Consider the following 18,980-nt stretch of genomic DNA (forward strand, 5'->3'; position numbering starts at 1 on the left):
CGCACTGGTCCGACGAGAGCAAGCAGTCCTCGGCCCCGGCGAAAGCCGGATCCCACACGGCCGGGGCCTCGGCCGCGTAGTGCATCGGCAGCTCAGGGTGGCGGGCCCCGCAGCATGTGCAGGTGAATCCATGGTCACTGGTCATGGCGCTGGAGCCTAACTCGCACACAAGAACGACTTGACCGAACGGGAGTCCGACAAAGGCCTCCGCCCCCGGCCCCTTGAGCCACCCCCGCGCGCCCGGCCGATGCAGGAAGGAGACTTCCCCCCTCTTCCTTACATGTGCATGGTGGCGGCTCACTGCACGATCTCACCAGCGTCGGATCCGAGCCACCTGCCACCAGAGCCCCGCCACGAGGCGCCATCCCGGGAGAAGGCCCTGCTCCCCGCGTACCGGGGCCGCAAGGAGGTCTCGAGGCAGCAGGTGTCCTGCGTGAAGAAGTCCCCGGTCCAGAGCGCTGGAACCGGGGGCAGAAGAGGCGGCGGGCACCGGCAGGCGATCACCGGGCGGTGGCAACCCGGTGGTCGGGCAGAGCTGCTACCGGGGCCGGCACAGCTCGGCGGGTGCAGGCTTCCTGCGCTGGCCTTCAGAGGTGAAGGCGTGGTGGAAGGGGCCTTCGCCTAGCCATTTCGTTCGGATCTTTTAGAGCGGGTCACCGACGGCTGCCGCCAACCCCGACCATGAACCCGGCCATGGCTGGTCAGCGGAACCTGGCCGGCCGCCCCCGGCGCCACGAGCGTGGCGCAAGTCCAGGAAGCAGCGCGGCCGTACACCGGGCTCGCCGGGCTCCAGGCTCGTACGGTCCGCCGGTGCGATCGCACGGAGCGGCGGGCAACTCCTGGACCGCGGGTGCGGTTTCGTCATCGGCTGCCGCGATCTCCACTATCGCCGGAGATCGCGAGAAGCCGGGCGAGCCGGGCGAGCCGGGCGCCGCGTGGACGACAGCGGCTGGGTGAAGGTGCCGGCGGGGGCGCCCACTTGGGGTGTCGCGGGCCGAGTGCGGCAGTCCGTCCTTCAGGTGCGCAGGAAGTCGGCATGACGGGCGTGGGGTCCGGCCGTCTTCCGGCCGACGGCGGTGGAGAGCACGCTGCGGTGGAGCCGGGCTCCCTGCCGGTCGCGCCGGAGCCGGTACGGCACTCGGTTCGACGGTTCGGTCGGCGTCCAGCCGTGCGTGGACGTCGAGCGGTACGTCTTCACGGAGTCCGTCGAGAAGGTGGCTTTCCCGGCACCGCACCCGGCTGCACGTGCGACTCCGTGTTTCACTTCCGACCCCCGAGTATCTGGTTGGTATTAATCATTTGTAGATCGAATGTAAATCGGGGCCCATGAGGATGCCTGTGCCGTCTGATCACAGACTGCTACGCCAAGAGGAAAGGCATACTCATGAGATACGGCAGAACCAGCCTGTGGGCTGCGGGTTCGGCCCTGGCCGCGGCGATGGCGCTCGTCGGCACCCTCGCCCCGGGCGCCAGCGCCGAGCAGCAGCGCGACGGTAACAGTGAGAAGAGCGTCCCGATCTCACAGGTTGTCGGCGCCGACAACCTGCGGAAGATGAACGAGCAGCGACCCCTCGTCGCCGCTGCGAGCATCCTGGCCAAGGCCCAGGAGCGGGGCCACTACGAGGGCTACACGGGCATCGGCCTTCAGGAAGACCACGTCACCCTGTGGTGGAAGGGCGACCTGCCCGAGCCCGTACAGCGTGCTGCGGAGCGGGCCCGCAGAACCGCCCCCGTGCACATCGTCGCCGCGGACCACTCGCTGGCCGAACTCAAGGACGCCTCCGAGCTGTTACAAGCCCGACTGGAGAAGGACCCCTCGCTCGGCCACAGTGTCAAGATCCCCACTGACGGCAGCGGACTGGTCCTGGCACAGGACACCACCCGCGCGGCACGCACCGCCTCCGTCGCGCAGGACCACAGCACGGTCGACCGGATCGCCGGCGTGTCCGTGAAGACGATCAGCGAGGAGCCTCTCCAGGAACGCTCGCGTGTGAACGACGGTGCGCCGTGGTCGGGCGGAGCACAGATAAACTTCAATGGCGGGGCGTGCACGGCCGGGTTCGGTGTGCGTGACGCAAGCGCGACCTACCTGCTCACCGCTGAGCACTGCGGTCGGAGCGGCAATCGGTTCACCAACCCGCAGGGCACCTACATCGGCACCTCCACCAAGTCCAGTGACGCCCACGACGTGATGCTCATCCCCACGAACTCCGACAACTTCATGTACACCGGGGGACCCGACAGCGACGCGGGCGTGCGGGTCGACGGCTGGGACCACGTCTTCCCGGGTGAGTACCTGTGCCAGTCCGGAATCACCAGCGCACGAGTCACGGGCGGCCCGGTCTGCAACATGAAGGTCCTCTTCTTCTACAACGACTCCGAAGACCTGGTGGAGGCGGAGCAGATGGACGGTCGGGAGGCGGCCCGCAGCGGTGACAGCGGCGGCCCGATCTACACCGCCTCGGCCACCGGCGGCGCGATCGCCAAGGGCACGGTAACCCGTAGTGCGGGGGCGCGCCTGGGCTTCCAGGACTTCTACACGGCCACGCGGGACTTCGGCATCTGGATCAACAGGTAGATCCGTCCTCGCGGCCCGTGCCAGGGCCCGCCCGGCGTCCTCGGCGGCCGTGAAGGCCGGGAGGACGCCGGCTTCCGTCGCGGCGGCCTCGGTGAGTCGCAGCGCGGGCTGGTGGTGGGAGCCGAGGCGGGACGGCTGTCAGTGCGGCAGTTCCTGTCCCCGCACCAGCGGCAAGGTGTCGGCGAGCCGGACCGCTGGTGGGCCAGGCGCCGCCAGACGGGGCCGGGGACGCCCGGCAGCCGCAGCGGCCGCTCGCCGGCGGCGCGCAGGATGCGATTCTCAGCGTGTCAGCGGTGTACGCGTCGTAGCCGTACACCAACGCGGCGGCGGCCGAGGAGGAGTTGCACTCGATGTCCCGGGCCGCCACCCAGCGCGCCCCGGGGCCGGCCGGGGCGTCCACGAGCGCGCCGCTCGCCCGCAGTTCCGCCCGGAACCGGCGTGCTACGACAACGGCTTCTGAGACAGCCTGCTCCTTGCCTGACCGACCCGCCCAGCCAGGGCTGGCCCTCGCCACACCGGGCTCCACGCGGCCGTGGACCCCGCGCTCTCGCACGGTCGCTGTCGAATGCGGCCGGTACTTCCACGCGGTCCGCGTGCCGCGCCGACATCGCCGCGCCAGCCCTCCAGCGCCTTGGAAGCGGCAGTCGAACCCACAGGCCAGTAATCCACTCAGGTGTTCGAACCGCATACGCCGCCGCCCGCTACCAGGCCGAGCAGCACGGCGTCGCCGGCGAACGCGCCACCAGCCAGGCCCACCGCGCCCTCGTCCTGGCCTTCACCGACCCCGACACCGCCGACGACGAAACCCACCTCGCCCAGCAACTCCTCACCGACCTCGACCTGTGCCCCACCGGCTTCACCGTGAGGATCACCGCCCTCGTCCGCGACGCCGGCACCCCACACTGCCTCGAAGCCGCCCGCGCGCTGCGCGCCGAGATCCGCGACGCCGTCATCACCGCAATCGAAGCCGTCCTCGAACTCGCCTTCCACCACGCCGTGTGGGGCGAGCATGACAAGGTCCGCGCCGTCATCGACCGGCGCGAGCCCTCCGAGAGACGGTCACACGAGCCTTTGAGCTGCGACTTCAAGGGGGCGGAAGCTCCGTGTGAGGCATCGCGGTCTCCCCGCCGTCAAGGTGATCGCGCTCAACCGAACAGCCCGGAACCGAGCGGGCGTCGCCGGTCGAAGCCGGGGAGGACCAGGAAGGTCGCGCTCGCGGTTGTGGTGGTGAAGGGCAGCAGCGCGTCGGAGGTCTCCATGTGGGTGAGGGTGGCGGTGAAGGTCCGCAGGTCGTTCTGGAAGCTGATGAAGAACAGGCCGGGGGCGGGCTCGTCGGTGCTGTAGGAGCGGCGGAGCATGAGGCCGACCCCGACCACGGTGGCGTGCGCCCTGCGCACATGGGCGTCCGCGGGGACGAGATAGCGCCCGTCCGGTGTCTTGGCTCCGAGTTCCGGGCCCGAGGCGGCGGTACCGCCGGAGAGGGGGACGCCGCCGGCCCGGCGCCGCCCGATGACCGCTTCCTGTTCGGCTACGGACAGGGCGGCGAACCGCGGCAGGTCGAGTTCCATACGTCGCAGTACGGCAAGGGTGCCGCCGGCGACCGCAGGGGGCCCCGCCAGCCACAGGTCGCGTCGTTGTTCAGCGGTCGTGTGGGGGCCCACGATGCCGTCGATGAAACCGAGCGGGTTGCGCGGCGCGGCAAGGCCGTCGCCGACGGATACGTTCGTACCGCGGCGTGCGGACTGGCGCCAGCGTTCGCGGATGCGGTCACCGGCCTGGTCCACAAGCGCGGCGGCGACGACCGGCGGGAGCAACGCGTCGCTGGCGCAGATCTGGATCAGCAGGTCACCGCCGCGTGCTTGCGGGGCGATCCGCTCGCGGGAGAACCGCGGGAGGTCGGCCGCGCCGGGCAGCGAGGCACCGGCCGCGCGCACCAGCCGGGGGCCTACGCCGACGGTCACGGTGAGGTCGCCCGGCGGCAGGCCCAGGAGCCGCGCGTCCGTCCCCGATGTGAGGGTGCGGATGGCCTCGCCGAGTTCGGCCAGCAACGGACCGGGAGCCACGGTGGCACCGAGGTCCGCCACCACGGCGAGCAGGTGGGGCTGGGCCGGCTGGGGAAGCGTGATGCCCGCCTGATGGCGGCCCGTCGCCGACACCTGCAGGGGCGTGGCCCCTGGGGCAGGGGCGTGCCGGCCCGGCCGGGTGGAGTCCGATGTGCACCCGGCGGTCAGACCGGCAACCATCATGGCGCCGGTGACTTCGAGGAACGTGCGGCGTGTCGGGTGGTGATCGGCTCGGCGCATGGGGGCAGGGTGCCACACCCGCATCGCGCGTGCTGCTCAACATGGCAATTCTGGCGTGGAATTGGGTGCCATGTCAGACTGGGATCATGCCTCGATTAGCTCTTCGCGTGCTGGCGGCGGTAGCGGGCGCGCTGACCCTGGTGGCCGGCTGCGGTGGCGATGGCGGATCGGGAAAAGGCCGGCGTCCGGCCGGTGCGCACGTGACGATCCGGGTACCTGCCGACGCCCCGACGATCTCGGATGCGGTGTCCTTGGCCCGGCCCGGTGACCTGGTCCTGGTCGCGCCGGGCGTGTACCACGAGTCGGTGAGGATCGACACGGCGCGCATCACACTTCGCGGTCTGTCCCGGGACCAGGTCGTCATCGACGGGCGGTTGCAGCAGCCCAGCGGCGTCGTCGTCTCGGCGCCTGGGGTGGCCGTGGAGAACCTGACCGTGAAGAACAACACGCAGAACGGGGTCCTGGTCACCGGTTCGGCGAAGGCAGCCGCCGGCCTGCCCGGGGGAAGCGGCGGCTACGACACCGGCGACGAGCCCGTCACCTTCCTGAAGTCGTTCCTGGTCTCCCACGTGACCGCGACCCGCAACGGCCTGTACGGCATCTATGCGTTCTCCGCCCAGAACGGTGTCATCGAGCACTCGTACGCCTCGGGCGGCGCCGACTCGGGGATCTACGTCGGCCAGTGCAAGCCCTGCAACATCGTGGTGCGGGACAACGTCGCCGAGCTCAACGCGGTCGGCTACGAGGGCACCAACGCCAGCGAGAACATGTACGTGGTCGGCAACCGCCTGGTGGGCAACCGGGTCGGACTCACCACCAACTCCAACCACCAGGAGAAACTGCTCCCGCAGAAGGGTTCCGTCATCGCGGGCAATCTGATCGCCGCCAACCAGCAGACGGCCACCCCGGAGCAGGCCGACGGCGGGTGGGGCATCGGCGCCGGCGTCGACGGCGGCAGCGACAACCGGTTCGTCCGCAACCGCATCACCGGCAACCGCAACGCCGGGCTGGTGATCACCGCGACCGCCGACATACCTCCGACCGGCAACCAGATCGTGGACAACGCGTTCACCGGCAACGGCGTCGACGTCGGCTGGGCGTTCCCCACCGCCACGCGGGGACGGGGCAACTGCCTGCGGGGCAACGACCTGAGCACCACCGTGCCCGCCCGGCTCGCGACGACCGCGGTCTGTCCGCTGCCGGCCGGGTCGTCCTCGCCGGCCGGCACCTGGGCGGCGCCGACGGCCCCCGGTGGCATCCCGTTCACCGAGGTCGCGGCGCCTGCTCCGCAGCCGCAGTTCCCCGACGCCGCCACCGCCGGCGCGACCGTCGTCCCGCCCGTCCCGGACCTGCCGAAGACGGAGGACATCCGGCTGCCGCCGGCGTCCCTGCTCGCCGCGCACGCGCGGGTGCGGACGTCCTGAACGGCGGCTACCGGGCCGGGGTGGTTCCGGGTACCGGCTCGACCGGAACGTAGGTGTGGGTGTCGAAATCGATGACCACCGGCTCCGGCTGCGAACCCACGCTGACGCGGACCCGGTACATGGTGCCGTCGGAGCCGATCCAGTAGCGCACATTGCCCGCCGTACCGGAGCGGTCAGGGGAGGACGGCCCGGCCATGACATCCACCCATCGCCCGTCCACCCGCTCCCGTCCCCACCAGGCGGCGCCGTTCTGCGGTAACAGTTCGGCGTTGTCCGGCCGGTCGCCGCCAAGGCCGAGCGCGATGGACAGGGAGGTGTCCAGCGCGCTGCCGGACGACAGCAGCGGACGGTCGTACCAGCCCGAACGGGGCGGCGACGCGGGCGCGTGCGCCGGAGCGTCCGTCATCGGGCGGACGCGCACCGAGGTGGGCGTCCATTGGATCAGCCCGTCGCTGGACTCGCTGCGCCCGCTCCCGTGCACCACGCCGTAACCGACCTTGCGCCGATAGTCGACGGACCCGGTGACGGTCACCCCGCCGGCAGTGCCCGGCACGGTGATCGTCACCGCGCGGCCCTGTGCCTGGTAGTTACGGAATCGCGTGATGGCCAGTCGGTTCGCCTCGTCCGTCGTCAGCGAGCGCGGGCCGTCACCGCCGGAGTCGCCGTCGGCGATCAGGAAGGCGGTCACCGCGGCCAGTGTGGCCACCGCGATGCCGATGGCGGCTGCGGCCCGGCGCGACCGCGGCCATCGCCGCCGGTCAGCCGGACGCCCCAGTGGGGCTTGCCGGATTCTCACGCTCCGCACGCGGTTCGACGCTGACACTCTCCGATTCACCCTTTCGATCACCACACCGTCCGGCCGCCGCGGGCTCGCGGTGGCCGGACGGTGTGGTGGCGGACGACGCGAAGGCCGGCCCTTGTGGACCGGCCGAGACGTGATCTGCCCGCCCGCGCCGTCCGGGTTCGCGGACGGGCAGATCACCGTGGTGCGGTTCGTTCAGTGTTTCCGGGCGTGACGAGTCCGGGTCACGAACGCGATGACCAGGCCCGCACCCGCCAGCAGCCCGGCGATGCCGATCATCTCCGGCAGCCCGGCCGTACCGGTGTTCGCCAGCGAACCCCCGCCTCCACCGGCCGGGGCCGGGTGGTTGGCGGGAGGTGCGGGCGACGGCGGCGTGGAGGCCGCCGGCGGCGTCGGAGCCGGTGTCGGGGTCGGAGTCGGTGTGGGAGACGGGGTTGGTGTGGGAGTCGGGGTCGGTGTTTCCTTCGGGATGTACACCCCGGCGTCGATCGTGTGATCGACCCCGCCCGGCTTGTCCGGGGCGGTGACAGGCGCGTAGCCGTTGCACAACCGCCCGGTGGTCGGCGGGGTCACGTTGGAGTCGTGCGCACGGTCGGCACCGGCCCGCGGCAGCGTGAACCTCAGCTCACTCGCCGGGGGCTGCTCGGGCACCTTGCTGGTGTCCGCGGTGCACACGTCGAACTGCACCGTGTACTTCGCGCCCGGCGTGAGCTCGTACGCGGCGCCGACACCACCGAAGTAGTACTCGCCGGCGGCATTGGTCCTGGTCGTGGCGACCTGTTTGCCGTCCGCGTCCAGCAGGTTGACCGTCGCCCCCGGCAGCAGCACGTGCCCCGGGTCCTGGATCCCGTTGCGGTCGCCGTCGAACCACACGACGTTGCCGATCTGGATCGGCGCGTTCGCCGCCGCGTACGCGATGTCACCGAGCCCGCCGGCCTTGCCGAACCCGCCCTGTTCCGCGCTGACGAACTGGAACCCGTTGGCGGTCGGGTCATTGCCCGGGCCCTGACCGGTCGTGATGTGGTGGTACCCGGTCCCCGAGGTCGCGACCTCGACGACCGGGTCGAACTCCGTGCTGACGACCCACTGCTGCTGCGGAATATAGGCCACCGACCCCAGCGCGGTCTCCTGGTGCACGCCGCGTCCGTAGAAGTCGCCCGGGAAGTACTCGACGACATCGGCGTCCTGGGTGCCGCTGTTGGCCGGGGTGGCGCGGTTGGGGCAGCTCCCGGTGCCTTCCCACTCGTACCCACCGGTGGGAGTGGCGCAGACCATGGTGATGTCACCACCGGACATGCCGTTTTGCGGCGTGTCGTTCCCCGGGCGCGGGTCCAGCCCTCCCCAACTGAGCACGTCCATGAACCGGTCACGGAAACCCAGAATCATCGAGCCGTCGCGGGTGAAGGCGAGCGAGGCCAGCTCCGGCTGCGGATTGATGAAGGTGTTGCGCACCTTCCGGTCGTCCCATGTGTCCAGGCTGGTGTTCCACGGGTTCCAGTGGGTGGCATGGTCGGCGTCGGAACGGTGGACGCTGCCACGTTTGGCTGTGAGCGGATGGCTCAGCAGTGTGGTGAACCGCTTGCCGTCGAAGGTGTGGACGACGGCTTTCAGGTCCGTGCGCTGCTGCGTGCTCTCCGCGCTGCACACGCCACCGACGTACAGCCTGTTGTCGTGGACCTCAAGACCGAAGGGCCGCCAGTCCTCGGGGCTCGCGCACCCCGGATCCGGGATCGGGACCGTGGACCTGGGCGCCGCGGCGGTGGCCCCGGTCGCGTCGAAGCTCACCAGGCTGCGGGTCCGCAGGTTCACCGCGTACAGCGTGGAGCCGTCCTCCGACAGGGCCAGGCCACCGATGCTCTCCTTGCCCGGCGCGTCGGTGAACCCGGCGTCCTTGATCATGTTGGTGGTGTCGTGCGGCGTCACCGCGGCGTCCGGCACCCGCGCGAACAGCTTCGGCGCGCCCGAGCCGTTGACCGGCACCGTGTAGATCGCGCCCCCGCCCTGGGGCCCGTACGGGGCGTACCGGCGGGCGAACGCGCTCTGGAACAGCCGGGTCCGGTACTTGTCGTACGCCAGCCCGAACGTCGTGCCCACCTGGTCCTGTGTGGCCAGCGTGGTCGGGCACGCCGCATCGGTGGGACACGTGCCCCGGGCCTTCGTACCGAACGCCACCAAGGCCCGGTTGTCGGTCGCGTTGGGGCCGTTGTGGACCGGCACGAAGTACCGGGAGTCCGGCAGCGTGTAGTCGGCCGGATTCCACACCGCCGTCACCACCGAGGCGTTCTTTCCGTCCGACACGTCCACGAACGACGTGAAGCTGTCGAAGTGGTTCTCCGCCGTGGATGCGGGCGCCGCCCGCAGATAGTCGCTGTACGGCGCCGGGATGCTGACGTCGACGCGGTACCGGCCGCCGCTCAGCGCGGCCGACGGCGACACCACGACCTTTCCGGTGGCATCCGTGACGCCGGTGACCACGCGCCCGGCGGGGTCGGTGACCGCCACCTTCATGCCCCGCTGCGGCACGTCCATCGTCGCGTTGATCACGCCGGTGCCGAAGAAGTCACGCAGCACCTCGACCGTCAGCGTGCCGTCGGCGGTCGAAGCGGCGGCCGGTCCAGCCGTCGCCCCCACGGCGCCGCCTGCCAGGAGGAGAACGGATAACGCGATGCGCGCCGGCGGCTCCGCGAGCCTCCGGGGTAACCGGCGCGCGGTCCTGCCTGATCGGTTCATGGCATCACACTCCAGATTTCTCTCGTCGTGAAAACGAAGCACCCGCTTCTCGCTGCGCGTCCGCTTCCCGACCCCGGGCGCGGACACCGGCCGCGAACGTCACGGAAGGAAAAAGGGTCCACTCCTGTTTCGTGGACCGCTTCGTGGTGATCGCAAGAAGATTGTGGGTGAGTGGTAAGCGCCGCAGGCAAGGAAAAGCAAACATACGTTCACGACTTCGGGCAGGACCGCTGCGGGTTACGTGTTTTTGCAGCTCAACCACGGCGCCCTCTCCCCCAACCCCCGACCTCACCGACTGCCAACGCAAGCAGCGCGCGATATCGTATCCCTGGCATCTCGCCGTCACCAGCAGGATCCCTCACATCCATCGGCATCCGCGATCGTTTCCGAGCGCTCGGAGAATGACAACCGGAAAGAATGTGCGACAGTGAAAGTGATGGCCGAATCCCGTCCCTTCAGGACCGGTACCGTCCGGATGACGCGAGCACTCCGAACAGGTGGACTCCTCCAGGACGCCCAGGACGGCTGCACCCCCCGATTCTGCCGATGTGAGACGCCGCGTCCCCGGCCCCCGGCGGGCCCGGCTCTCGCTGGGTCTGGGCCGGCAGGACGGCGTGGTCGTACTCCTCGACTCCCCGGCCGGGGAGGATGACCGGGCCGGCACGGTGCGCCGGGCCGGGCTGGTGCGGGCCGTGGCCGACGCCTGCGGCGCCGCGAGGCCGGACCGCGGCGGCGCGCTGTGGCTGGTGACCGGGAAGACCGGTCGTTCCCGGAGCCGACCGGGCCCGGACATCCCGCCGACGCCGCAGTGTGGGGGACGGACGCGTGCTGGCCAACGAGCGACCGGGGCCGACGGTCCGCCGGCTGTCGGTGGAGCACCGCGCCGACCCGTCCACGGCTGCCGGGCGGATCACGCGGGAACTGCTCGACCCCACCGGTGACGACGAGGTGGTCCTCACCCGGCGGGGCAGGTTCGTGCCCAGGCCCTTCGACTGCGCTCCCACCGCGTGGAAGGAGGACGGCGCCGGCCGCCCCCACGCCCTCCGGCTGCGCGAACCAGGGCTCGCACACCGACCGGCGTGGGTGCCCGGCGGGCCGGCGCTCGGTCTCGAATGCGCCGGGGACGTCGTCGCCGTCGGACCAGGGGTGACGGAACCCGCGCCCAGGGACCGGGTGTTCGCGTTCGGTCACGGCACGCTCGCCTCCCACGTACGGGTGCGAACCGAGCAGACCGGACGCATCCCCGACGGCATGGGTCACGGCGAGGCCGCGACCCTGCCCGCGGTCTACCTCACCGTGCAGCACAGCCTGGAAGAGCTGACCCGGCTGGCGCCCGGGGAGACGCTGCTGGTGCACGGCGGGGCCGGTCTCGCAGCGCTGCGGTACGCCCGCGACCTGGGCGTCGCACGGCCCTTGGGCACCGTCCTGGCAGACGACCTTCACGGTCCTCGTCACGGGGCAGTCGTTCCCGGGCTGCGTGTACCGCCGGCTTCCGTACAGGACGGCGCAGGAAGGTGCCCGCTCCGTGGCGGAGGCCGCGCCGCTCCAGGGCCGTGGCGACCTGAGGGCGTCAGTGCCGACGTCCCCGGGCGGACCAGCCGCTGCCGACGCCCGCGACGTGCAGGGCCAACAGGGCGAGCCCGACGAGCATGAAGTTGGTCGAGGCGAAGACGTCGTTGGTGGCGATGTCCGCCGCGTTGATCAGGAAGGCGATGAGGAACAGGACGGCGGCGACGATGGCGAGCACGGGACCTCCTGGGGGTGAACGGCGCCGCCCGGCGCCGTGACACCCGTATGCCCTCGACCGGGACCGAAACACGGGGCCGGGCGGACCGGTGCGGCCCCGTACGGTGGAAGGATCGTCGAACCGTTCGCCCGTCGGCAGGATGACGCGTACATACTCGGCCGCACGCAGTTCCGCCTGCGGTGGCTGCCAGAGAGGATCGGTGATCCTCCTCCACCACAGGGCCCGGGTCTCGGTCTGCGCGGGCTTCGGCAGTCCCGGCCGGCTCTCCACGGTCCGGTCGAGTCGGCCGGATCCGACGAGCGCAGCGAGCTGCTGCTGCGTCTGGAGACGCTGCTGCTCGGCTTCCGCAGCTCGCTGGTCGGCTTTCTGGACGACGGCGTCGGTCTCCGGAGCGTAGCCGCCGATGGTGGTGGTGGTGGTGGTGAACAGCCGCACGGTGCACCCCCACTCGGCGACTTCGGCCAGGCCGCGTTCGTCATCGACCAGGTCCTGGCGGTCGTGGTCGAGATGCTGCCGCGGCCGGGTTTCCTCGAGCACGGCCGCGGCCTCGGTCGCGGTCATTCCGGCGGCTCGTCGGCGGACCGCACGGCGGCCGGCCTTCGCTGGTCCCGCTCCACCGGCGTCCTCGAAGGCTGGATCGCCGCCGACGTGTGCGCGGCACCGGGGCGCCGGCGAAGCAGCCGACGCGTCCGTCGGTCCGGAGCGGTCGATCGCGCCGAGCCGGCCGGGAGACACCGAGCCCGCCCCGGCGCACGTCCATCAGGATGCCGGGCAGAGTGCGCGGGGGGCGGGGCCCGGCGGCACGTTGTCACGCCATCGGTCGGCGGTGAAGGCGCCCTTGGCCCATCTGCACAGTGACCGCACCGGATCCACAGTCGCCTCGATGTTCCACACCCGTGCCGTGCCGTCCCTGCCCCAGCTGACCATCGTGCTACCGCCGGGGCCGAAGGCCACACCGGTGACGTCAGCGCTGTGTCCGTCGAGCGGATCGCCGATCTCGCGCCCGGTGGTGACGTCTCAGAGCCTGACCGTGCGGTCCATGCCGCCAGTGACCAGGATCGTCCCGTTGGGGCTGAACTCCACGGACGTGACGCCGCTGCGGTGGCCGGTCAGCGCATCCCCGATCTGCTCGCGTGTGGCCGCGTGCCACCGCCCACCCGCGTCAGCCCGACGCCCTGCTCCTGGCCGGCACAGGCCGACCGTGTGCGGCACATCCCACGCTCTGCGTCCGCCTCCGTCGGAGCCCGGTGAAGCCGCCAGGCGACCTCTGCCTCGGTGTCGCCGGTACGACCGGGGATAAGAAGTCCCGCTCGGCTGCCATGGCGCGGCGTACCGGCAGGGGGGTGGGGGCTTCGTCGTCGGTGATGAGGGTGGTCAGGGCGGGCAAGCTGATCCGGCGGTTCGGGAGACCGGGCTGTCCTCAGTTCCCCGCAGGGAGCGGAGTCGGGCGGACAGGGAAGGTCGGGAAGGCGTCCATGGGAGGTGGGGAGGGGGCGGGGGTGAGGGTGGGGCAGACGTGGCGGAAGGGGACGCCCGGGGCCATCCGTTCCCATTCGGTGAGGGTGGGGTTGACTGCGGCGAGGCGGCAGGCGCGGGCGACCGGGTCGCGAAGGGTGGCGCCGAGCTGGGCGATGTTCCAGCGGACGGCCTGGCCGGGGTAGTTGTAGGTGGTCAGTGTGGTGCCGTCGGAGGAGATGCCGAGGGCGCGCGCCTCGTCGTCCAGGGTGAGGGTCGCGACGGGGTGCGGGGCGGTGGGGTCCCACACGTCCCAGGCGAGGAGCCGGGTGCCGGAGCCGGTGCCCGTGAGCAGTCGGCCGTCCGCGCTGAACGCGTAGGGTCCCATATCGCTGCCCTGGGGGAGGTGGCCCCGGAACCGGGGCCGGGCCGGGTCGGAGACGTCGTAGAGGAAGCCTCCCCTTTTGCCGAATTCCGTCGCTACCAGTCGGGTGCCGTCGAGGGAGAACGCGCGCGGCGTCGGATAGGGGCGGCTGCCGTCGGCGGAGGGCAGGACGGACAGCCGGTCGGGCTTGCGCGGGTCGCCGACGTCGTACAGTGCCCCGTCGATGGCCAGGACGGGGTCGTTGGGGGCGAGCAGGACTTCCGGGACGTGCTTCCACTTCTGTTTGACGAAGCCGAGCCGCTTCTCCCGGCCGGGCCGGGAGAGGTCCCACAGGGTGGTTCCGGCCTTGGAGCCGATCGCCATGAGGCTGCCCCGGATGGAGACTTTCAGATCGTACGTGTCGCCCGCCGCGCCCGCCTGGAACCGGAATTCCCGCTTCGGGCGGGCGGGATCCCGTACGTTCCACACCGTCAGGACGCCTGCCGGGCCTTCGGCCGCCAGTCGACCGCCGTCGGCCGAGAACCACATCGCCGCGTTCCGGAATTTCCCGCCCTTGTCCAGGCGGACCGTGCCCGTCCGGTGGCCCGCGGACAGCCCCGTCAGCGGAACCAGCTCGAGCCGATCGACCGCGGTGGCCACGGCCAGCAGGCGCCCGTCCGGGGACAGGACGTGGGGGACCACCGATTCCAACCACCGGTAGTAGTCCAAGGCAGGTACGGTGAACGGCCGCGCCGCGACGGTGGGGAGCAACCGGTCCGTCAGCGACCAGAACCGTACGTCCCCGTCGCGGTCGCCGGTGGCGAGCGTATGGCCGTCGGGCGCGAAGGCCAGGGCCGTGACGGTGGTGGCGTGGCCGGACAATACGGCCGAACGGGCCGGGCTGGCCCCGGAGACGTCCCATACCGTCGCCGAGTGGTCGGTGCTGCCGAGGGCGAGGTGGCGGCCGTCCCTGCTGAGTGCGACGGCTTCGACGGGGCCGCCGTGGCCGCTGACCACGGCGGTGGGGCGGCGGTCCACGGCGGCAAGGCCCCTGCTGGCGGCCGCGGAGATGTCCCACAGTCGGACCTGGGCGTCGCCGGAGCCGACGGCAAGGGTGCTCCCGTCCGAGCTGACGGCCATGGAGCGGGCCGGGCCGCCGGTGCCCTGAAGCGTGCCGAGGGTGCGCGGCCGGCCGGGGTCCCCGACGTCCCACAGCTCCACCGTGCCGTCCTGCCAGGCCAGCGCGAGGAAGGCCCCGCCCGGCCCGAAGGCGGCGGCCTGGACGTTGCTCTTGCGCTGCGGGAAGGTTGCGCGGGCGCGGACGGCGCCGCGTTCCGGCTCCACCGACCAGAGCCTCGTCTTGTAGGAGGAGGACGTCATCAGCAGCCGGCCGTCGGGGCTGAACTCCGCCTGCTCCACGAACCCCTCCATCGGCAGCGCATACCTGCCCTGGGGCTGCGGGCGGCCGCGGTCGGCGGCGAGCGAGAACGCGCCCACGGACTTCTCGTCGTCCGCCCCGGTGAGCAGCAGGGACGTGCCGTCGCCGATCCAGATCGCGGTCTTCCCTTGGAAGCCCGGCTCTTTTGCGACGACCTCGGCGAGCTTGCGCGGCTCCCCGCCGGCCCGTGACGCGTCCCACAGGCCGACGACCCCGTCGTACTGGCCCACGGCCAGGGTCCGGCCGTCGTCGCTGTACGCCATCGTCTCGACCGCGCCCCCGGCGTCGAGGGAGCCCGCGTACTGCGTTCCGCTCAGTACGTCCATCAGTGTGTCGCGGCTCTGCGACGACGGGGCCTCGCGGTAGGCGGCGACCGCGAGCAGCAGGGCCGCGCGCGGATCGGTACCGAGGCCAGCGCGGGCGGCCGCCTGGAGCTGACGATTCTGTGCCCGTTCGCCGTTGGTGCGGGCGTTCGACCTCTGTTGGAGCGCGATTCCCGTGGCGACCAGGGCCAGGCACAGTATCCCGCCGATCACCCCGGCAAACTGCCTCAGCCGGCGCGCCTGGCGCCGCAGCCGTAACCCCGCCTGACGGAGGCTCTCCGCTTGTTCGTGCTCCCGTTCCAGCGCTTCCCGAAGCTCGCGCGTACGGCGCTTCTCCTCCTCCAGTTGGCGCCGCTCGCGCAGCCGTTCAGAGCGGTCGAGGGCCCGGCTCGCGGCGACGAACTCCCGGTCGAGGGGGCGTACCAGCCGTGCGTGCCGCTGCTCGCCCAACCAGTCGTCGGCCGCCACCAGGCGCGTACCGCGGTAGCAGTACTCGGGGGAACGCCCGGCGTGGTTCCAGGCGTCCGCGGCGTCGGTCAGCTGCTGGCGGGTCACCAGCCCGGCCCGGTCCTCTTCGATCCAGCGCCGGAGCCGGGGCCAGGCACGCAGGAGCGCTTCGTGGGAGATCTGGGCCGTGGTCTGGTCGACGGTGATGAGTCGGGCCCGGGCGAGCCGGTCGCGGACGTCGGTGACCGTGCGCCGCCGGGCCTCGGAGCGGTCCTCGAGCAGTTCGTCGAGGCCGATGCGGCGGCGGACGGCCTCGTCGCCGCTGCCGGTGAGGGTGACCATGGCGAGGACCAGTTCGCGGACGGCTTCGCGGCCCGGCTCGTCGAAGCCCTCGTAGATGTCCTCGGCCGTACGGGCCACGGATTCCCAAATTCCGCCGGTCGCCGCGTATCCGGAGAGGGTGAGGGTCGCGCCGCTGCGGCGCATCCAGGTCTCGCGCAGGGCGTGGGCGAGGAACGGCAGCGCCGAACCGTGGTCGCGGCCGCCGCCCTCGCGGGTATCGCGGAGGAGGAGATCGACGAGGCCGGTCTCCAGCCGGAGTCCGGCGTCGTGGGCCGGGTGCTCGATGGCGGCGCGCAGGGCGTCCTCGTCCATGGGCCAGATGTTCCACTGCCTTTTGAGGGCGGGACGGAGTTCGGGGTGTTCGAGGCAGCTGCCGTAGTGGTCGGCCCGCAGGCCGAGGACGATGCGGGGGTTGTCGCCATCCGTGGCGGTGGTCGCGCCGCGGCACAGGGCGCGAATGAACCGGGCGCGCTCGTCGGTGTCCTTGCAGGCGGTGAAGACCTCCTCGAACTGGTCCACGACCAGCACCCGGCAGGCCCCGTCGTCGGGCAGGCGGCCCTCACCGAGCTGCCGCTCGACCTCCGCCCGCGGTGTGCCGGAGGCCCGGGACCACAGGTCGGCGAGGGCGCGCAGCGGGTGCGGTCCGGGCGACGCGAGCAACAGCGCGGGCCAGGGCGTGGCGGGGTCGGACTCGTAGCGGCGTTCGAGACCGGCGAGTAGACCCGCCCGCAGGACGGAGGACTTGCCGACGCCGGAGGCGCCGACAAGGACGATCGGCGCGGGGGCCGCCGCCTCCGGCGCGCCCGTCGGCTGTGCGGGCCGTACGACTTCGGCGATCAGGTCGCCGACGAGCGCCTCACGGCCGAAGAACCGCTCGTGGTCCTCAGCCCGGAAGGGTTCCATGCCGGGGTAGGGGCAGGCTACGCCGTCGGCGGGGTGCGCGGGCTCGGGCGTCGGTACGGAGGCGGCGGGGTAGGCCCGGTTGGCGGCGACGACGAGCTCGCCCGCCCGGTCCTCGCTCTGCCGGTGGGGGCGTACGGGCCCGTCCTGGAACCGGCGGTCGAGGTGGGCGTACACGCCGTCCAGGGTGAGCCAGGCGGGTGCGGAGGGATCGCCCTCGTGGAGGAGGTCGAGCAGTTTCCCGGTGAAGAGCGTGTGGCGCTCGCCCTCGGGGGCGAAGGAGACGGCGTAGTTCGAGGCGGAAGTCAGCAGGAAGCTGCCGTCGGGCCGTGCGGTGACGTAGGGGTCGCGGACGGATCTCCGGGAGGCGGCCTGCGCCATGCCGGAGAAGCAGCAGTCGAGTAGGACGACGACGCGGGCGCCGCTGTTGCCGAGCGTGTCCCTGATGACCTGGTACGGGATGGAGCGCGCGATGCCCTGCGCGGAACTGGTGGCGGTGGCGAGGTAGAGCTGGTCCTGCGGGCCCAGCAGCCCATGGCCGATGAACGCGAAGAGGACCAGGCCGCGGGCGTCGGCGACGGCCTGCTCGACGGCCTCGACGACGGTGGCGCCGTCGGCAGGATCGAGGAGCAGCTCGATCTGCGAGAGCTCCATGCCGCAAATCCCGTGGAGGGCGCGGGCGAGGTCGCGGGCGGACGCTTCGACGCTGGGCAGGTCGAGGAGTTGGGACCCGACGCCGTGGACGCTCGTACCGACGATCACGGCGCGGACGCCGGGGCCCGCGAGGTCGCTGGTACGGCGCGGTGGAACGGTCACGGACGGCGGTCGTCAGCCCCGGGGTCGGGCCCGGGTTCTTCCCGTCCGTCACCGGGTGCCTGGGCGGTTCCGTTCGCCGCCCCGGGTTCTGCCGGGGTGACGGACGGCCCGGCCTGGACCTCACGCTCGCCTGGCTCGGCCGGGTCCCTGGGCTGTATCGGGACGCCCAGCTGCCCGGCGATCTCCTGGGCGAGTGCGCCGGCCTGCTGGGCGTTGAGGCCCTTGACTCGGTCGGACGTCACGGTCACCTCGGTGCCGTCGGGCCGCGTGATGGTCACGGTCTGACTGCCGCTGCGGTTCTGCACCCAGGTGACCACCGCAGCCACCAGCACGGTGACGATGCCCCCCGGCTCCAGCAGCACGGTGACGAACTCGGTGGCCGTCCCCATCGTCCCCGGCACCGGCGGCTCACCGGCCCCGCGCTGCACGCGCCCCCGCAGCTCCCGCTGCTTCCCGAGCCAGCCCCTGAGATCGTCCGTACCGACCCGACCGCCGTCGTCCCGCGCCGTGATGGCGATCTGCATGGTTCTCCCGCCTGGAACAGTACGAAGGTCAACTGCCCCTCACTGTACTGAAGATCGTCTCTCGGTAGCGCCCGCTTCCGGCCGAAGCAGCCCGTCCCCGCTCACGGCGAACGGTCGCCGAAAGAGAAACGGATCCTCCCAACCCGTACCCCTTACCCCCCCTGAACTGCGACGCCTGACCAGCCGGCTCGACTGGTCCCGCCCGAGCATCGACCGCGCCGTCGGCCACGGGCGCGGGCGCGGGCGCGGCGGTGCCCGCGCCAGCGGGAGGGCGGGACGGCGGGACAGGCGAGGACTGGGCGAGACGGTAGAGGCGGTTCGAGGCGACCGGCAGGTCGTCACGAGGTCGACGTCGGTGCGCCACGCCAGGGTGAGCAGGTCGAACAGCGCCTGGACGGCGAACAGGCCAGCGGTAGGGGTCAGTTGGCCGACCACGGGGGCGGGCAGGGCCCGGCGCAGCGTGAGGACGGCCAGTACCGCCGGGGCCGGGCCGGCCAGCGACGCACCGGGACGGTGCGCGGCACTCGAGCGGCGGCGAGCTCCCCCGGACCAGGGCGGCGGGCGCGGCTGATGGTCGAAGCCGGGCTGCTGCACCGCTGCGTGGACGTGCGCTGGGCCCGGACGGCCGTGTGGCCCACCGAGCGCGGCGCGCGGATCGCCGGGCACCGGCCTGAGCGCCCCGCGGCCGCCGGGCGAGCGGCTGCTGCACCGCCTGGCCGTCGCGGGCGCCGGTACCTTCCTGGAGGCGAGCGGGTACGCCGTGCTCTCCGAGCAGGAGATCCACGCC

14 protein-coding genes are annotated in these 18,980 nt (G+C 72.0%); 2 read left to right on the forward strand and 12 right to left on the reverse strand.

From position 1 onward, the window contains the following. Positions 1-643: 643 nt before the first annotated feature. Complete coding sequence (locus AC07D6_RS27010; protein ID WP_479048561.1) at positions 644-865, reverse strand: DUF6207 family protein; 222 nt, start codon at positions 863-865, stop codon at positions 644-646. A 150-nt stretch (positions 866-1,015) separates the two neighbouring features. Continuing rightward, the gene (locus tag AC07D6_RS27015; protein WP_479048563.1) at positions 1,016-1,198 is read right to left on the reverse strand and encodes a hypothetical protein; all 183 of its coding nucleotides are present in this window, start codon (positions 1,196-1,198) and stop codon (positions 1,016-1,018) included. Between the two features lie 186 nt (positions 1,199-1,384). On the opposite strand from AC07D6_RS27015, the gene AC07D6_RS27020 reads away from it, so the two are divergent. Further along, the gene (locus AC07D6_RS27020) at positions 1,385-2,578 is read left to right on the forward strand and encodes a trypsin-like serine protease (protein WP_315875987.1); all 1,194 of its coding nucleotides are present in this window, start codon (positions 1,385-1,387) and stop codon (positions 2,576-2,578) included. Between the two features lie 669 nt (positions 2,579-3,247). On the opposite strand, the gene AC07D6_RS27025 is transcribed toward AC07D6_RS27020, so the two are convergent. Both AC07D6_RS27025 and AC07D6_RS27030 read right to left on the reverse strand, forming a co-directional pair. Continuing rightward, positions 3,248-3,589 (reverse strand): hypothetical protein, encoded by a 342-nt coding sequence (locus AC07D6_RS27025; protein ID WP_479048566.1) that lies wholly within the window; start codon positions 3,587-3,589, stop codon positions 3,248-3,250. Positions 3,590-3,723: 134 nt separating this feature from the next. Then, positions 3,724-4,881 carry a Dyp-type peroxidase gene (locus tag AC07D6_RS27030; protein WP_479048568.1) on the reverse strand — a complete coding sequence of 386 codons (1,158 nt, stop codon included), beginning with the start codon at positions 4,879-4,881 and terminating at the stop codon, positions 3,724-3,726. 86 nt (positions 4,882-4,967) lie between these two features. On the opposite strand from AC07D6_RS27030, the gene AC07D6_RS27035 reads away from it, so the two are divergent. Continuing rightward, entirely contained in the window at positions 4,968-6,305 is a 1,338-nt protein-coding gene (locus tag AC07D6_RS27035; protein ID WP_479048570.1) for a right-handed parallel beta-helix repeat-containing protein, read from the forward strand. Positions 6,306-6,312: 7 nt separating this feature from the next. Here the strand turns inward: AC07D6_RS27035 and AC07D6_RS27040 are convergent, their stop codons facing one another. From AC07D6_RS27040 to AC07D6_RS27075, 8 genes are all read right to left on the reverse strand, one after another. After that, positions 6,313-6,993 (reverse strand): hypothetical protein, encoded by a 681-nt coding sequence (locus AC07D6_RS27040; protein WP_479048573.1) that lies wholly within the window; start codon positions 6,991-6,993, stop codon positions 6,313-6,315. A 309-nt stretch (positions 6,994-7,302) separates the two neighbouring features. Next, positions 7,303-9,738, reverse strand: coding sequence for an SdrD B-like domain-containing protein (locus AC07D6_RS27045; protein WP_479048576.1), 2,436 nt, complete (start codon positions 9,736-9,738; stop codon positions 7,303-7,305). A 441-nt stretch (positions 9,739-10,179) separates the two neighbouring features. Beyond that, the gene (locus AC07D6_RS27050; RefSeq protein WP_479048742.1) at positions 10,180-11,337 is read right to left on the reverse strand and encodes a hypothetical protein; all 1,158 of its coding nucleotides are present in this window, start codon (positions 11,335-11,337) and stop codon (positions 10,180-10,182) included. Positions 11,338-11,407: 70 nt separating this feature from the next. Next, positions 11,408-12,145 (reverse strand): hypothetical protein, encoded by a 738-nt coding sequence (locus AC07D6_RS27055; RefSeq protein ID WP_479048759.1) that lies wholly within the window; start codon positions 12,143-12,145, stop codon positions 11,408-11,410. A 198-nt stretch (positions 12,146-12,343) separates the two neighbouring features. Next, positions 12,344-12,580 carry a WD40 repeat domain-containing protein gene (locus tag AC07D6_RS27060; RefSeq protein WP_479048744.1) on the reverse strand — a complete coding sequence of 79 codons (237 nt, stop codon included), beginning with the start codon at positions 12,578-12,580 and terminating at the stop codon, positions 12,344-12,346. A gap of 21 nt (positions 12,581-12,601) precedes the next feature. Further along, positions 12,602-12,796 (reverse strand): WD40 repeat domain-containing protein, encoded by a 195-nt coding sequence (locus tag AC07D6_RS27065; RefSeq protein ID WP_479048579.1) that lies wholly within the window; start codon positions 12,794-12,796, stop codon positions 12,602-12,604. Between the two features lie 208 nt (positions 12,797-13,004). Beyond that, positions 13,005-17,669 (reverse strand): caspase, EACC1-associated type, encoded by a 4,665-nt coding sequence (locus AC07D6_RS27070; RefSeq protein WP_479048581.1) that lies wholly within the window; start codon positions 17,667-17,669, stop codon positions 13,005-13,007. Continuing rightward, a complete protein-coding gene (locus AC07D6_RS27075; RefSeq protein WP_479048583.1) occupies positions 17,666-18,193 on the reverse strand; it encodes an effector-associated constant component EACC1 in 528 nt (175 codons plus the stop codon). The genes AC07D6_RS27070 and AC07D6_RS27075 overlap by 4 nt, the downstream gene beginning before the upstream one ends. Positions 18,194-18,980 lie beyond the last annotated feature (787 nt).

The sequence above is a fragment of the Streptomyces sp. NPDC045287 genome (assembly GCF_056432325.1).

What these genes read in the sequence shown, in the direction of transcription:
- AC07D6_RS27075 (WP_479048583.1), bottom strand. Translation starts at nt 18,193, where the DNA reads ATGCAGATCGCCATCACGGCGCGGGACGACGGCGGTCGGGTCGGTACG.
- AC07D6_RS27055 (WP_479048759.1), bottom strand. Translation starts at nt 12,145, where the DNA reads ATGACCGCGACCGAGGCCGCGGCCGTGCTCGAGGAAACCCGGCCGCGG.
- AC07D6_RS27010 (WP_479048561.1), bottom strand. Translation starts at nt 865, where the DNA reads ATGACGAAACCGCACCCGCGGTCCAGGAGTTGCCCGCCGCTCCGTGCG.
- AC07D6_RS27030 (WP_479048568.1), bottom strand. Translation starts at nt 4,881, where the DNA reads ATGCGCCGAGCCGATCACCACCCGACACGCCGCACGTTCCTCGAAGTC.
- AC07D6_RS27020 (WP_315875987.1), top strand. Translation starts at nt 1,385, where the DNA reads ATGAGATACGGCAGAACCAGCCTGTGGGCTGCGGGTTCGGCCCTGGCC.
- AC07D6_RS27035 (WP_479048570.1), top strand. Translation starts at nt 4,968, where the DNA reads ATGCCTCGATTAGCTCTTCGCGTGCTGGCGGCGGTAGCGGGCGCGCTG.
- AC07D6_RS27025 (WP_479048566.1), bottom strand. Translation starts at nt 3,589, where the DNA reads ATGCTCGCCCCACACGGCGTGGTGGAAGGCGAGTTCGAGGACGGCTTC.